This is a genomic window from Frateuria sp. (assembly GCF_035944355.1).
In the GTDB taxonomy this organism is placed as follows: Bacteria; Pseudomonadota; Gammaproteobacteria; order Xanthomonadales; family Rhodanobacteraceae; genus Frateuria_A.
Genome location: NZ_DASZBH010000004.1, coordinates 160,579 through 175,683, shown reverse-complemented (window position 1 = coordinate 175,683; position 15,105 = coordinate 160,579). Strand labels below are relative to the sequence as shown.

Annotated in this window: 14 protein-coding genes; 8 read left to right on the top strand and 6 right to left on the bottom strand. The window is 68.4% G+C overall.

Going from position 1 to position 15,105, the window contains the following annotated elements; translation table 11 throughout:
• The first annotated feature begins 239 nt into the window (after window positions 1-239).
• Genes VGU03_RS02000 through VGU03_RS01990 form a run of 3 tightly spaced genes read left to right on the top strand, consistent with a single transcriptional unit; the run spans window position 240 to window position 2,141 of the window.
• Window positions 240-794, top strand: a complete 555-nt coding sequence (locus VGU03_RS02000) for an RNA polymerase sigma factor (protein ID WP_327478185.1) — start codon at window positions 240-242, stop codon at window positions 792-794.
• Entirely contained in the window at window positions 791-1,213 is a 423-nt protein-coding gene (locus tag VGU03_RS01995; protein ID WP_327478183.1) for a hypothetical protein, read from the top strand. Before VGU03_RS02000 ends, VGU03_RS01995 begins: the two co-directional genes overlap by 4 nt.
• A 19-nt stretch (window positions 1,214-1,232) precedes the next feature.
• A complete protein-coding gene (locus VGU03_RS01990) occupies window positions 1,233-2,141 on the top strand; it encodes a DUF4097 family beta strand repeat-containing protein (RefSeq protein WP_327478181.1) in 909 nt (302 codons plus the stop codon).
• Between the two features lie 73 nt (window positions 2,142-2,214).
• On the opposite strand, the gene VGU03_RS01985 is transcribed toward VGU03_RS01990, so the two are convergent.
• Window positions 2,215-3,114 (bottom strand): hypothetical protein, encoded by a 900-nt coding sequence (locus tag VGU03_RS01985; RefSeq protein WP_327478179.1) that lies wholly within the window; start codon window positions 3,112-3,114, stop codon window positions 2,215-2,217.
• A gap of 263 nt (window positions 3,115-3,377) precedes the next feature.
• On the opposite strand from VGU03_RS01985, the gene VGU03_RS01980 reads away from it, so the two are divergent.
• Window positions 3,378-6,269 (top strand): bifunctional diguanylate cyclase/phosphodiesterase, encoded by a 2,892-nt coding sequence (locus VGU03_RS01980; protein WP_327478177.1) that lies wholly within the window; start codon window positions 3,378-3,380, stop codon window positions 6,267-6,269.
• 30 nt (window positions 6,270-6,299) lie between these two features.
• Here the strand turns inward: VGU03_RS01980 and VGU03_RS01975 are convergent, their stop codons facing one another.
• On the bottom strand, window positions 6,300-7,199 hold the full coding sequence (locus VGU03_RS01975) for an Hsp33 family molecular chaperone HslO (protein ID WP_327478175.1): 900 nt from the start codon (window positions 7,197-7,199) through the stop codon (window positions 6,300-6,302).
• Between the two features lie 117 nt (window positions 7,200-7,316).
• Between VGU03_RS01975 and mtgA the strand changes: the two genes are divergently transcribed.
• Genes mtgA through VGU03_RS01960 form a run of 3 tightly spaced genes read left to right on the top strand, consistent with a single transcriptional unit; the run spans window position 7,317 to window position 9,511 of the window.
• A complete protein-coding gene (gene mtgA, locus VGU03_RS01970) occupies window positions 7,317-8,057 on the top strand; it encodes a monofunctional biosynthetic peptidoglycan transglycosylase (protein WP_327478173.1) in 741 nt (246 codons plus the stop codon).
• Between the two features lie 3 nt (window positions 8,058-8,060).
• Window positions 8,061-9,038, top strand: coding sequence for a glycosyltransferase family 2 protein (locus VGU03_RS01965; RefSeq protein WP_327478171.1), 978 nt, complete (start codon window positions 8,061-8,063; stop codon window positions 9,036-9,038).
• 44 nt (window positions 9,039-9,082) lie between these two features.
• Complete coding sequence (locus VGU03_RS01960; protein ID WP_327478169.1) at window positions 9,083-9,511, top strand: CBS domain-containing protein; 429 nt, start codon at window positions 9,083-9,085, stop codon at window positions 9,509-9,511.
• 40 nt (window positions 9,512-9,551) lie between these two features.
• Here the strand turns inward: VGU03_RS01960 and VGU03_RS01955 are convergent, their stop codons facing one another.
• Window positions 9,552-10,820, bottom strand: a complete 1,269-nt coding sequence (locus VGU03_RS01955; protein ID WP_327478168.1) for an NTP/NDP exchange transporter — start codon at window positions 10,818-10,820, stop codon at window positions 9,552-9,554.
• Between the two features lie 197 nt (window positions 10,821-11,017).
• Here VGU03_RS01955 and VGU03_RS01950 point away from each other — a divergent pair, with 197 nt between their 5' ends.
• On the top strand, window positions 11,018-12,307 hold the full coding sequence (locus tag VGU03_RS01950; RefSeq protein ID WP_327478166.1) for a serine hydrolase domain-containing protein: 1,290 nt from the start codon (window positions 11,018-11,020) through the stop codon (window positions 12,305-12,307).
• Window positions 12,308-12,372: 65 nt separating this feature from the next.
• Here VGU03_RS01950 and VGU03_RS01945 read toward each other — a convergent pair whose 3' ends face one another.
• The 3 genes from VGU03_RS01945 to gcvH form a co-directional block, all read right to left on the bottom strand.
• Window positions 12,373-13,377, bottom strand: a complete 1,005-nt coding sequence (locus VGU03_RS01945) for an energy transducer TonB (RefSeq protein WP_327478164.1) — start codon at window positions 13,375-13,377, stop codon at window positions 12,373-12,375.
• A 270-nt stretch (window positions 13,378-13,647) separates the two neighbouring features.
• A complete protein-coding gene (gene metJ, locus VGU03_RS01940) occupies window positions 13,648-14,184 on the bottom strand; it encodes a met regulon transcriptional regulator MetJ (protein WP_327478162.1) in 537 nt (178 codons plus the stop codon).
• 489 nt (window positions 14,185-14,673) lie between these two features.
• The gene (gene gcvH / locus VGU03_RS01935) at window positions 14,674-15,069 is read right to left on the bottom strand and encodes a glycine cleavage system protein GcvH (protein WP_327478160.1); all 396 of its coding nucleotides are present in this window, start codon (window positions 15,067-15,069) and stop codon (window positions 14,674-14,676) included.
• Window positions 15,070-15,105: the final 36 nt, after the last annotated feature.

Below are 15,105 nucleotides of genomic sequence, written 5' to 3'. Positions count from 1 at the left end.
TCTCCCGGGAGAGGGGCCGGGTATCGCCACCGCGCCTCCTGTCGCCGACTGGCAAGACCAAACCAGCCTCCCTTTCCCTCCAAGGGAGAGGGAGGCACTCGCGTGAAGAAGGGGACAGCCGCGAAGGACCGTCGATGTCCCTTACCCGGGGAAAGGCGGCGCCGCGGTTAAACGCTGCGCCGATTTCACGCATCCAAGCTGGCAAGATGGACACCGCCTGCCTCGCCACCGGAAGCCCGATGCCGCCACCGCCCGTAGCGTGGTCCGCCGACGCCGATGACGCGCGCGCCGCGGCCCGGGGTGACCGCCAGGCATTCCAGCGGCTCTACCGGCAGCACGTCGACCGCATCTACGGTGCGGTGTACCGGCTGGCCGGCTACGACCACGCGCGCGCCGAGGACCTGACCCAGGACGCCTTCGTGCGCGCCTGGCAGAAGCTCGCCGACTTCCGCCACGAGAGCGCCTTCGGCACCTGGCTGTACCGGCTGGCGGTGAACGTGGCGCTGATGGACATCCGCTCGCGTGGCGCCCAGCCGGTCGGCTTCGTCGGCGAGGACGACCTGCCCGATCCGGGCGAGGTGCCCTTCTGCGCCGCCGAACGCGAGGAGCTGGAGCGTTCCATCGCCAAGCTGCCGCCGCGCGCGCGCGCAGTGCTCGTGCTGCACGACGTGGAAGGCTGGCGCCACGAGGAAATCGCCAGCGAACTGGACATGGCCGTCGGTACCTCGAAGGCACAGCTGCATCGCGCACGCGCGCTGCTGCGCCGGATGCTCGAACCCGGAGAACGCTCATGAACGAATTCGAATGGCGTCGCCAGTTGCGCGAACTGCGCGCGCCCGTCACGCCTTCGGCGGATCTGTGGACGCGTATCGACGCCGCGCTGGAGCCGGCCAAGCCTGCGGTCCGATCCAGCGCACGACCGGGCTGGCTGCTTGCCGCCAGCTTCGCCGGCCTGAGCCTGCTCGCAGTGGGGCTTTCCCTGCGTCAGGACCGGTTGCCCGCTGCTTCGCCAGGCTCCGTTGCGGCCACGCAGGCGCCATGGAAACCGGGCGATCCTCGCCTCGCCGGCGCGGCCATCGTGCTCGATGCGGCCGATCTGGAACTGAAGCAGGCGATCGAGCAGGCCCCCCATTCACCGGCGCTGCAGCGGCTCTTGTCGCGCACCCGGCAACAGCAATCGCGGCTGCGCCAGCTCGACCAGCAGGCAGGCTGAGAGACCTCCAGGAGTCATCATGAAAACCGCGCGCTATCTTCCCCTGCTGCTCGTCCTGTGCATCGGCCAGGCGCTTGCCGACACGCCCATCAACCTGCGCCATACCGCATCGCCGGATGCGCGCGTCAGCGTAAGCAACGTCAAGGGCCAGGTCACCATCGTCGCCTGGGATCGCAACGAAGTCCAAGTCAACGGAACGCTCGGCAATGGCGCGGCGCCGCTGGTCATCGAGGGCGACAACGGCAACCTGGAAATCAAGGTCAAGCCGCAGGGCGGCTCGCACGGCTGGTTCAACTGGAACGGCGACAACGCGATGGGCCCCACCACCCTCGAGTTGCACGTACCCAAGGGCGCCAGGCTGGACGTCAACGTGGTCAGCGCACCCCTGGGCATCGACGGCATGGATGGCGGCGAGATCTCGGTCAACTCGGTCAGCGGCCGGGTGCGTGTCGACGCCCGCACGCCGGTGCTCACCGTCGACAGCGTGAGCGGCACGGTGCAGCAGTCCGGCCACGCCGAACGCGCCGACCTGCAGACGGTCAGCGGCGACATCCTCGCGCCTGCGCTGGGCGGCAGCGCCGACCTGCAGACCGTTTCTGGAAGGATCCAGGCTTCCGGCGGGCCCTGGCACAAGTTCAACCTGAGCACGGTGTCGGGCAACGTGCAGGTCAGCGGCGGCGTAGCCGACCACGGCAACGTCAACATCGACAGCATGAGCGGCGACGTACAGGTGCAGGTGCCCTCGGACCTGTCGGCGGCGATCCACGCCAGCAGCTTCAGCGGCGACCTGCGCAGTGACTTCGGCAAGGTCAGCGAGCACGAACACGGCCCCGGCAGCGAACTCAACGCGGAGGTCGCCGGCAGCCGCGGCCGAATCCACGTGGAGACTTTCAGCGGCGACCTGCGCATCCGCCGGAAGACCGATTGATTGACGCACCGGATCGGCATCAACGAAAAAGGCCGTCGCAAGCGACGGCCTTTTTCTTGGAAACGAGCGAGGTCTACAAGTCCTGGTGGTACTGCACGTACGGCGTGCGCGACTGGTCGGGCTCCGGACCCGATGGCGTCGGCACCGAGGAGCCGGACGACCACAGGTTCTGCGCGCCGATGCTCAACTCGCCCTGCCAGGGCAGGCGCAGGGTCACGCCCAGATCGATGCTGCTCCAGCGCTTGTCGCCATAGAAGCCACCGGGCAAGGCCGGCTGCATGGTGCGGCCGATCAAGGTGCCGCTCAGCGGGCCATGGTCGACGCCGAAACTCAGCGCCTTCTGGTCGAGGGTGTTGATGCCCAGCACGTTGCCGGGCAGCAGGCGGATGCGGCCCACGCTGGCGCCCAGGTCGATGCCGCTCTGTCCGCCGACGGCGACGCGCCCGCGGGCGTTGAGCTGGGCGCTGCTGTCGAAATCCGGCAAGCCGTTGACGCCAGGCGTGGCGCCCGGCAATACGCGCGGCAGGCGCTGGTCGGGCGTCGAGTCCGCGCCCACGCTCAGGCCCACGCTGTAGCGTCCGAGGTTGTAGGTGGCGCCGATCTCGCTGCCGATCACCCGCGGACCGCGCGAGATCCAGTTGTGCTCGCTCACACCGGCGTGGATCTGCAGGTTCGGATCCAGACCGTACTGCAGGGTGCTGGACACCACGCTGCCAGCGTCAACCGCCTGGAAGGTCAGCGGCGCATCGCCCTGCCGAACCGGGATGGACGGTTGTGCATCGGCCTTCAGCATCAGCAGGCGACCGTCGTGGCCGCGCCACAGCGGCACCACCACGCCCTGGCCGAGGTCGGCCATCTGGTCAGGCGTCTGGCGCAACAGCTGCTGCGCCAGCGCGTGCGTATCGCCGTCCAGCGACTGCCCTGCCGCGGCGAGCGGCACGAGCAAGGTCAGCAGTGGCAGCAGGCGGCGCATGATCTGGGTCTGGTCTTCGGTGACTGGCTGGCGTATGCCATCCGATGGGGGAGAGTATAGCCCGTTTTACGTTTACCTAACACCCCACGAGCGCCCCGGCGGCCACCGAAATGGTGAACCCAGGCACATATCCCACGGGTATGGACCGTGACGTGAAACTGCGGTTCCGTCCGAATGAAAAACAAGGCAAATCAGGCTCCGCCAAAACCGCGTCGCAGGATATAGTCGCGCTACGGCCCGCCACGGAAACCGAGAACCGCAAAATGAGCCCGGTGCCACCCTCCCGCGAGCCCCTGCCGTTTCCGGCCGACCGGGAAGCGCTGCACCGGGCCGTGGAACGGCTGTTCGGCGCACCGGACGCTGCCGGCGTGGCCGCCGTGTGCGAAACCCTGCTCTCGGACTGGCATGTCCGTGCCCGTCTGGGCTGGCGACTGCTGGGCGGGGACGAAGCGCCGACCACCAGTGGACGGATGGAGCTGGCCGAGGATCCCCAGGGCCTGCGCGTGCTGGTGCTGGAACCGGAAGTGCCACTGTCCCAGCCGCTGCGAGAGCGACTGGCCTGGTTCGGCCGCCTGGCCACCACCCGGCTGCGGCAGCAGGCCGAAACCGCCCGGCTGTACGAGGCGATCTCCCGCCTGGCGCTGGCCGAGCGCCTGCAGCGTGCGCTGTTCGCGATCGCCGAGCAGGCGGGCACCGAGCGCAACATGACCCATATGATGCGTTCGCTGCACGCCATCGTCGGCAGCCTGATGTACGCCGAAAATTTCTACGTCGTGCTGTACGACGAGGCCACCGACAGCGTGCGCTTCCCGTATTACGCCGACGCCGCCGACCGCGATCCGCCCTCGCCCGAGCGCAGCGTTCCGCTGGCCGAGCTGGAGCACAGCCTGACCTGGAACCTGCTCAAGGGCGGTCGCGCCATGATGGGCTCGATCGAGGAGCTCAACCGCACCGTCGGCAACCGGCTCGTGCGGATCGGCCCGGATTGCGAGCACTGGCTCGGCGTGCCGCTGCTGCGCGAAGGCAAGGTGGTCGGCGGCATCGTGATCCAGAGCTACCGCGCCGACACCCAGTACACGCCGCAGGACCGCGAACTGCTCAGCTACGTCGCCCAGCACGTGCAGACCGCGCTGGAAAAGCGCCAGGCTCAGGCCGAACTCGAACGCCGCGTCGCCGACCGCACCGCCGCCCTGCGCGAGGCCAACCGCGTGCTCCGCCAGCAGGTGCTGCAACGCCAGCGTGGCGAGCGGCTGCAGGCAGCGCTGTTCCGCATCGCCGAACTGGCCAGCACCTCGGAGGGGCTGGACACCTTCTATGCGGCGGTGCACCGGGTCATCGGCGGCCTGCTCTACGCGCGCAACTTCTACATCGCATTGCTGGACGAGGAGAGCGGCCAGCTGACCTTCCCCTACTCGATCGACGAAGTCGACAACGTGCCTGCCCCGCGCCTGCACGGCCGCGGCGCGACCGAGTACGTGCTGCGCCACGGCAAGCCGCTGCTCGCCGACTCGGGCGAACTGGAGCGGCTGACCGCGCTGGGGGAGATCGAGCGCCAGGGCGCCCACTCGCTGTGCTGGCTGGGCGTGCCGCTGGTCTGGGGCGAGAAGGTGATGGGCGTGTTGGCGGTGCAGAGCTACACCCCCGAGCACACCTACAACGAGCGCGACCAGGAACTGCTCACCTTCGTCAGCTACCACATCGCCAACGCGCTGCAGCGCAAGCACACCACCGAATCGCTCAAGCAGGCCTACGCCGGGCTGGAGCGGCGCGTCACCGAGCGCACCCGTGCGCTGGCGCTGGCCAACCGCGACCTGCGCGAGCAGATCGCCGAGCGCGAACGCGTCGAGCGCCGCCTCAAGTACGAAACCCTGCACGATTCGCTGACCGGCCTGCCCAACCGCACCCTGCTGCTGCAGCGCATGGAGCAGGCGCTGGAGCGCTACCGCGCCGAGCCCGAGGGCGGGTTCGCGGTGCTTTTCATCGACCTGGATCGCTTCAAGGTCATCAACGACTCCGTCGGCCACCTGGTCGGCGACGACCTGCTGTTCCAGGTCGGCGGGCGCATCCGCGCCTGCCTGAAGAGCCGTGACGTGGTCGCCCGGCTGGGCGGCGACGAATTCGCCGTATTGCTCGAAGGCATCAACGACCCGGCCACCGCGGTGGTCATCGCCGAGCGGGTCATCAGCGAGCTGCAGACCCCTTTCCGGCTCGGCGCCAAGGAGATCTTCACCTCGGCCTCCGTCGGCGTGGCCCTGCCCGGCCCGCATTACCAGAAGCCGGAAGAGCTGCTGCGCGACGCCGACGCGGCGATGTACCGCGCCAAGGACGAAGGCCGCCATCGCGCCGCGGTGTTCGACGACCGCCTGCGCCGCGAGGCGCTATCCCTGCTGGAGCTGGAAAGCGACCTGCGCCGCGGCCTGGCGCGCAACGAGTTCGTGCCCTTCTACCAGCCCATCGTCGCGCTGGAGGATGGCCGCGTGGTCGGCTACGAGGCGCTGCTGCGCTGGCACCATCCCGACCGCGGCTTGCTCGCCCCGGGCGAGTTCCTGGTGATCGCCGAGGAGGCCGGCTGCGCCGAAAGCATCGACTGGCAGATCTTCGAGCAAGTCTGCACGCAGGCGCCGCGCCTGCTGGGCAAGGATGGCTTCGTCAGCATCAACGTTTCCGGCCGCCACTTCCGGGTACCCGACCTGGACGCCCGCCTGCTCGCCCTGCTGGCCGAGCACGGCCTGCCGCCGCGGCAGGTGCGCATCGAGGTCACCGAGCGCGCGCTGCTGGACAACCCCGCGCAGGTCAAGCGCATCCTGGAAAACATGCGCAGCCGCGGCGTGAGAGTCGCGCTGGACGACTTCGGCACCGGCTACTCCTCGCTGAGCTACCTGCACCAATACCCGTTCGAGACGCTCAAGATCGACCGCTCCTTCATCACCGAGCTGCCGCGCGAAGGCGAAAGCCAGGGCCTGGCCGTGGTGCGGGCGATCCAGGTGCTGGCCGATTCGCTGCACATGCTGGTGATCGCCGAAGGCATCGAGGACGAGTACCAGCGCCAGGCCCTGATGCGGGTCGGCTGCCGCTTTGGCCAGGGCTTCCTGTTCGCCCGCCCGCAGCCGATCGGCACGTGGCTCCCGGCCGATCCGACGCCGGCCGTGGCCTAGCGTCGGGTCTTTCGCCGGCGATTCGCGCAGCTACTGCGCCGTGGTCGAGGTATCGGCGCTGACCCCGCCGCTCAACAGGTGTTCGGCATCGATGCGGTCGAAGGTGTAGCGCTGCGCGCAGAACTCGCAGATCACCTCGATCTCGCCGTCGCGCGCGGCCAGGGCGGCTTCCACTTCCTCGCGACCGATCGAGCGCAGCATGGACTCGACGCGCTCGCGCGAGCAGCTGCAGCCGAACGCGAGCGGCCGCGGCTCGAACAGCCGCACGGTTTCCTCGTGGTAGAGCCGGTACAGCAGTTGCTCCGGCGTGCTGCCCAGCATCTCTTCGCGACCGAGCGTGCCGGTCAGGTGCAGCACGCGGCTCCAGGCGTCCTCGTCCTCCACCACCCCGTGGCCGCCTTCGCCGGGCAGCTTCTGCAGCATCAGGCCGACCGCGTGTTCGCCGTCGGTGGCCAGCAGCAGCCGTGCCGGCAACTGCTCGGAGAGGCGGAAGTAGTTCTCCAGCGCACCGGCCAGGTCCGGCTGGCTCAGTTCCACCAGGCCCTGGTAGCGTTGGCCGCGTTCCGCGTGGCCGATGGTGATCGCCATCACCGCGCCGGGCAGCGCCGAAAGATCCAGCGGCTCGGGCAGCGGATCGCTCCAGCGCGCCAGGCCGCGCAGGCGGCCCTGGTCGCTGCATTCGGTGAACAGCAGGCGCAGCGCACCGCTGCTCTTGAGTTCGATCGACAGCGCACCTTCCAGCTTGATGTTGCCGGTGAGCAGCGCGCTGGCCGCCAGGCTCTGGCCGAGCAGGTCGCGCAACGGCGCCGGATAGTCGGCGCGGGCAGCCACCTCGCGCCACGCAGCGCCCAGCCGCACCAGCACGCCGCGCACACCGGCGCGTTCCAGCACGAAGCGGTGCAGCACGTCCTCGACAAGCACGGTTTCCACGAAGCCCTTACCTCTGCGCAGGGAAACCCCCCAGATGGGGGCGCGGCGGCCAGGGACAATGGCCGCAGGCGCCCGCTTATACTCTCGAAGTCACCATACCCGAGCCCGCTTCCGACGATGCCCGCGCTGCGCACCGCCCTACGCCGCCTGCTGCGCATCGCCGCGATCGTGCTGGTGTCCTGGCTGGCCCTGTCCTGGCTGATGGTGCTGGTGCTGCGCTTCGTCCCGCCGTGGACCTCGGCCGTGATGATGGAGCGGCGGCTGGGTGCGCTGGTGCACCGCGAGCGTGACTTCCACCTGCGCCAGCACTGGGTGCCCTGGTCGCAGGTGTCGCCCTACGTGCCGCTGGCGATGGTCGCCGGCGAGGACCAGAAGTTTCCGTTCCACCACGGTTTCGACCTGGACTCGATCCAGAATGCGCTGGACCAGGCCGATGAAGGGCATCGCCTGCGCGGCGCCAGCACGATCAGCCAGCAGACGGCCAAGAACCTGTTCCTGTGGAACGGCCGCAGCTTCGTGCGCAAGGGGCTGGAGACGTATTTCACCGTGCTGATCGAACTGACCTGGCCCAAGCGGCGGATCCTGGAGGTCTACATGAACATCGCCGAGTTGGGCGACGGCATCTACGGCGTGGGCGCGGCCAGCGAAGCGTACTTCCACCTGCCGCCCGCGCGGCTGAGCCCCACCCAGGCCGCACGACTGGCCGCGGTGCTGCCGAGCCCCCGCCGCCTGCATGCCGACCAGCCCAGCGCCTACGTGCAACGCCGCACCCAATGGATCGAGCGGCAGATGCAGCAGCTCGGCGGCCCCGGCTACCTCGACGGCTCCCATCCTCCGCGCGCGCGGCGAGGACACTGACCCATGAGCGAACTCACCATCGTCGTCCCCGCGTTCAACGAAGCGGCCGTGCTCGATGCCTTCCACCAGCGCCTGGCCCGCGTGCTCGATGCACTGCCGCTGGACAGCGCCGTGCTCTACGTCGACGACGGCAGCACCGACGGCACCTGGGCGCTGATCGAACGATTGCTCGCCAGCGACGGCCGTGCGCGGGCCCTGAAGCTCTCGCGCAACTTCGGCAAGGAGGCCGCGCTCACCGCCGGGCTCGACCACGTGACCGAAGGCGCCGCCGTGGCGATCGACGCCGACCTGCAGGACCCGCCGGAATTGATTCCGGAGCTGGTGGCGCAATGGCGCGCCGGCTTCGACGTGGTGTACGCCACCCGCAGCGCGCGCGCCGGCGAGACTCGGCTCAAGCGTTTCACCGCGGCCGGCTTCTATCGCGCGATGGAACGCTTCTCCGACACCCCGCTGCCGCGCGATACCGGCGACTTCCGCCTGCTTTCCCGCCGCGCGCTCGACGCACTGGCGCGCCTGCGCGAGCGCCAGCGCTTCATGAAGGGCCTGTTCGCGTGGATCGGCTACCGCCAGACCGCCGTGCGCTACCAGCGCGAGCCGCGCCAGGCGGGCCGCAGCAAGTGGAATTATTGGCGGCTGACCCAGCTTGCGATCGAGGGCATCACCTCCTTTTCCACGGCGCCGTTGCGCCTGGCTACCTGGGTCGGGCTGGGCTCGTCGATGCTGGCCTTCGTATACGGCGTGTGGGTGCTGGCCAAGGCGCTGGTCTGGGGCGACCCGGTGCGCGGCTACCCGACCCTGATGCTGGTGATCCTGTTCCTCGGCGGCGTGCAGTTGCTGGCGCTGGGCGTGATCGGCGAATACCTGGGCCGCAGCTATGCCGAGAGCAAGCAGCGCCCGCTGTATTTCGTGGAAGAGGAGCGGCTGGGCGACCACGGGATCGGCCACCGGCCCCTTGACACCATGCCGACGCCGCGGCGCTAGACTCGTCCCACGCGGCCGGCCGCGGCCGGGTGAGGAGCCAAGGCATGCGTCAGGTAAGGCATCTGCTCGAGGGCAAAGGCAGCGACGTCTACGCGATCGCACCGGACGCCCCGGTACTGGAGGCGATCCGGCAGATGGCCGAACGCCGCGTCGGCGCCCTGTTGGTGATGAAAGGCGATCAGCTCACCGGGATCGTGTCCGAGCGCGACTACGCGCGCAAGGTCATCCTGCAGGGCCGTTCCTCGGCGCAGACCGCGGTGTCGGACATCATGAGCGCCGCCCCGCTCACCGTTTCGCCGGAAACCGACGTGTTCGACTGCATGCGCCTGTGCACCGACCGCCGCGTGCGGCATCTGCCCGTCATGCAGAACCAGCGGGTGGTCGGCGTGATCTCGATCGGCGACCTGGTCAAGGCCGTGATCGACGTGCAGGCCGAGCAGATCGAGCAGCTGCAGCGCTACATCACCAGCTGAGCGATGGGCCGCCTTTCCCTTGTTCGGGAAGGTGCAACCGCTAATCCTTCGCCAGGTCCGGCGCGCGCCCGGCGCGCCGCGCCACCCACGCCGACGCCGACGCCACGCCCGCGCCGATCAGCCCCAGCCCGCCGACGCCCACGCCGGCCCAGGCCAGCAGGCTCACGCCGCTGGTGACCAGCACGTCGCCGAGGCGCCACACCGCCGTCTCGACGAAGTTCTTGCCCTTGTAGCGCGTCTCGCGCGGCACGCGGGTGTACAGCGCATCGACCGCCGGCTTGGTCATGCCGTAGGCGAAACCGCGCGTGACCACGAGCATCAGCGCGAGCATCGGCACGGCGGCGCCCCAGATGCGCAGATCGCCGGAGCCGAACACGGCCACCAGCAGAAGCAGGCCGACGTTGACCAGCGCCGGCAGCACCAGTCCCCAGCCGGCGCCGAACCTGACCAGCACCCAGCGGGTGAGGCTCAGCTGGAGCACGGCGCCGAGCAGATTGGTGACCAGGTCCAGATCGTTGTAGAAGGCGGTGCGGGCGACGCGATCGACGAAATGCGCCTTGGCGTAGTCGGCCATCAAGGCGTAGGCCAGCGTGCCGATGCCGTCGCCCAGCAGCATCAGCACGGCCATGTAGCGCAGGAAGGGCCGCGACCACAGCTCGCGCATGCCGGCCCAGAGCGATCCCCCGATCGGCTGCGCGGTGCGCCCCTCGGCGCCCTGCTCGTCGCGCGCGGACAGGCTCAGCAGCAGCAGCAACGCCAGCGCCAGCGTCGCTGCCGATACCGCCAGCAGCGGCGCCACGCCGACCACGTACACCAGGTACCGGGTCAGCAGTGGACCGAACAGGGCGCCGCCCATGCCGCCCAGCGCAATCAGCGGGAACACCCGGCGCGCCTGGCGGCTCTCGAAGATGTCCGCCATGAAGCTCCAGAACAGCGACACCACGAACAGGTTGAACACGCTGACCCAGACGTAGAACACCACGCCGAGCACGCGCGCGCCGATCCGCTCCTGTGCGAGGAAGGCCGGCACGAAGGCCAGCAGGCAGACGATGAAGAAGCTGTAGCTCCAGGCCAGCAGGCGGCGGCGGGAAAACCGCGCCACCAGCCAGCCGAACACCGGCGTCAGCAGCAGCATCACGCCGAAGGTCACCGCATAGAACAGCGGCAGCGACTGCGAACCGACCGCGCCACCCAGTTGGTCGCGCACCGGCCGGATCATGTAATAGCCGGCCATCACGAAGAAGAAGGCCAGCGTGGCGAGGGTCAGCCCGGTGCGCTCGTCGGCGCGGGCGTTGTGGCGCAGGCTCACCGGGAGTCCAGCCTCGAGTAGGGCGCAAAGCCTAGCATGGGGGCGGTTGCCGGCCTCGCCGTCGGCGTGCGAGCCCCGGCCGCCGATGGCCATTTTCGTTGTGGACCCGGCTCGACTGCACCACAATCGGGCGCATCGCGCCCTCCTGGCCGCGCTCTCATTTTCATCAGCACGGCATCGCGCCGGATCTTCCAGGCATGCAGCTTCGTACGCTTCCCCTGCTGATCGCCGGCCTGCTCGGCGCAGCAACCACCCCCGCATCGGCACACGTTCCGACGACCGCCGCTCCGGATCCCACCGACACGACCGTGCAGGCCCTGCCGCCGGACCGGGTCAAGGCCACGCTGGAGGACTACCGCCAGTGGCTCGACACCCTCCAGCGGCGCGACGCCGTCGCCGGCCTCGCCACCGCGGTTGTGGTCAACGACAAGGTGGTGTTCGAAGGCACCATCGGCTATGCCGACGCGGCGGACAAGGAACCGGTGAAGCCCGACACCGTGTTCCGCCTCGCCTCGCTGTCCAAGGCCTTCGCCACCGGACTCACCGCCGTGCTGGTGCAGGACGGCAAGCTGGCCTGGGACACGCGGCTGGTCAACGTGCTGCCGTTCTTCAAGCTCAAGAACGTGCCCGACACCCAGCAGGCCACCGTCGCCGACATCCTCGGCCAGCGCCTGGGCCTGCCGCGCAACACCTACGACAACATGCTCGAGGACGACGTGCCGTACGACGAGCTGGTGCGCAAGCTCGACGAGGTCGACATGGCCTGCGGCGTGGGCAAGTGCTACGGCTACCAGAACGTCGCCTTCAGCCTGATCGGCGACGTGGTCTACGCGATGACCGGCACCTTCTTCTACAAGCTGGTCGACCAGCGCATCTTCCTGCCGCTGGGCATGACCACCGCCAGCTACGGCCGCGCCGGACTCGAATCGAGCAGGAGCTGGGCGCGCCCGCACCGGCGCACGCGGCGCGGCTGGGTGCCCTTCGAGCCGAAGGAAACCTACTACCGCGTGGCGCCGGCCGCGGGCGTCAACGCCAGCCTGCGCGACATGGAGCAATGGCTGATCGCGCAGATGGGCGGCCGCCCGGACGTGCTTTCACCGGCGGCGCTGAGCGTGCTGCATACGCCCGGCGTCCCCACCCCGGTGGAGCTGCACTCCTCGCCCTGGCGCAGTGGCCGCCTCAGCGCCGCGCACTACGCGCTGGGCTGGCGGGTATTCACCTACGGCGGCGAGACGCTGATCTATCACGCCGGCGCGGTGGAGGGTTACCGCACGATGATCGGCTTCTTCCCCAAGTACCACGCCGGCGTGGTGACGCTGTGGAACGCGGGCGTGCCCACGCCCTCGGGGCTGATGCCGATGGTGTTCGACAGCCTGCTGGGCCTGCCCGCGGTCGACTGGGCGGGCGTCGAGAAGGACCCGCCGCCCGCCAGTGCGCCGGCCAAGCCGAGCCAGAATCGCGCGCCCCGCCATCGACGGTATCGTTGAGGGCCATCCGGCGGGCATGAAAAAGGCGGCGCCGCAGCGCCGCCTTTTCTTCCCCATCGAGCGCGTTACTGGTTGAGCTTGAACACGATGCGCTGCTGGCGGTTGGCTTCCACCGGCACGCCGTTGCGCGTGGCCGGCTTGAACTTCCAGCGCTCCACCGCGTCGACCGCCTCGCGGTCGAACAAGTGGCGGGGCTGCGCATCCAGCACCTTGACGCCGTTGACGTTGCCATCGGTGTCGACGTTGTAGCTCACAACCACCCAGCCTTCCTGGTTGGCGCGGCGAGCCTGGGTCGGGTAGCGCGGCTGCACGGTGCGGATCAGCACCGGCTCGGTGGCGGCCGCGGCCTCGGAGGCAGGCTTGGCCTCGGCGGCGGCGACCTGTTGCTGCGCGACCGGCGCCTCCGTGGTGGGCTTCTGCTGTTCGACCGGCTGCTGGACCTTCTGCTCCGACGCAAGCTTCTGGGCCGCCTTGTCCGCCGAGGCCTTTTCGGCAGCCAGCTGCTGCTGCCGCTGCTGGTCGAGCGCCTGTTGCTGCTCCTTGTCCAGCAGCTTGCGCTGAGCATCGAGCTTGGAGCGCAGGATGGTCACCGTGTAGTTGGCCGGGTCGGCCTTGGCCAGCAAGTCGATCTCACGCTGCGCCTCGTTGAAATCGCGCCCGTTGATCGCCTGCTCGGCGCCGCTGGCGGCGAACGGGAACGTCTCGCGCAGCGCATCGGTCGCCACCGGATTGCCCGGCTGCTTCTCCAGCGCCTTGAGGTAAAACTCGAACGCGTTGTTGCCGGCCGGGGCGAGCACGCGATGGTCGTTCATCGCCTTGCGCGCTTCGGCCAGCAGCTGGTTCACGTCCATCGCCTCGACGTTGGCCGGCGGAGGCACGGAAATCTTGTCGGTGGAAACCGGCGTGGACGGGTGGCCGCCGCCATCCTGCATCACCAGTTCCTGGTGCGGCTGGATGATCAGGAACCAGCTGGCGACCGCCAGCAGGACGATGATGGCGACAACGGCCAGCAAGGTGGGCCGGACGGCCCCGCGCGCATGCGCGCGCATAGAACTGGAACGGGTATCCATGGGACGTTCACCGATTGGCATGAGATACCCGCGCTTTTTTCCCCCTGTAGGAGCGGCCGTCCCCCTGGACGTGCGCGGCGCGAGTACGCACAACTTACCCCCAATGCGGCTTTGCGGCAAATCGGAGGAGCAGCGGCGAATCCGGCCTTTTTGGCCCTCCAAAACGAAGCGTCCCGGCCGGGGCCGGGACGAATCGCTCTTCGAAGTACCCTCCCTGCGCTGGGCACCGCAGGGAGAGAAAGTCGATACCGCTCGTTGGTTTTCTAGTGCTTACTTCTTGGTGACCTTGGCGGCCGTGGTGGCCTTGACCACCTTGGCCGGTGCAGCCTTCTTCGGGGCCGCCTTCTTGGCGGCAACCTTCTTCACTGCGACCTTCTTGACGGCAGCCTTCTTGGCGGCAGCCGGCTTCTTGGCGGCGGCCTTCTTCGGGGCAGCCTTCTTTGCAACGGCCTTCTTGGCGGCCGGCTTCTTGGCAACCGGCTTCTTCGCGGCGGCCTTCTTCACAGCGGTCTTCTTGGCGGGCGCCTTCTTGGCGGCCGGTTTCTTTGCAGCGGTTTTCTTGGCAGTGGCCATGGTTCGTCTCAGCTCCTCATCAGTTGGCAGTGGTTGCCCAGTAAAAGCGTGCAGGAACGCCTCCACCAGCAGGTCGCTGTTGGTGGCGTGCCGAAGATTGTTGACCTGACGGCGAGTGCGCTCGTCAGAAAGCAGACGCAGGACATGCAACGGAATCGACACGGTGATCTTGCGCACCGCGCCTGCCTTTTCGCCGTGACCGACATAAGGCGTGATGAATTTCGATGCAGCCATATGTACCTGTTCCCCTCAATCTAGGCGAAAGCTATTCCCGAAGATTTCAACTGTCAATTGATTTCGACCGGAAAATGCATCCGGTCCAAACCCCTCCGACGACCCCGCAAAGCGCCGCGCGGCAACGCATGGCGGCCTAACAAAGCATTTTTATTTGGACGTATGGACGTCCATTTGAAAATACCACGCATCAGACCCGACCTATCCCAAACCTTTGCCACACAAGGCTTTGCGGGGAATTGCATATTTCGTCCGCAAGAGATCCGCGCACACGATAATCGTGCACGCGCGGCATCGAAAAGCAGTGCATGGGACCCAGCGCCCGAATGAACGGTAGTCGACCAGGGAGGCGTCGGGCGGCAACCGCCGTTCGCCTCCCGACCCACGACCCCACCCTTCCGGGCGAGTCGTCGGGGGCGGGGGCACGGGCCGCACCGACCCCTAGAATCGGCTCGTGCGCCACCGATGGCGACGCACGATGCCGGACCGTCAGTGGTCCTCGTTCTCGATCTGTTCGGCGTAAGCGTCGGCGTCGAGCAGGTCGTCCAGCTCGGCCTTGTCGCTGATGCGCACGGCGAAGATCCAGCCGTCGCCGAAGGCATCCTCGTTGATGGTCTCGGGCTTGTCGTTGAGCAGCTCGTTGACCTCGACGATCTCGCCGGAGACCGGCGAATAGATGTCCGAAGCGGCCTTCACCGATTCGACCACCGCCACGCCGATGCCGGCCTGCACGCTCGCGCCGATCTCGGGCAGCTCGACGTAGACCAGGTCGCCGAGCTGGCCCTGCGCGTGGTCGGAGATGCCCACGCGCACGATGCCGTTGTCTTCGACGCGGGCCCACTCGTGGGATTTGAGGAACTTCAGATCGCCGGGAATCTCGCTCATGGTCGGGTCCAGTCGTTCGTTCGAGGGAAGAGAGCG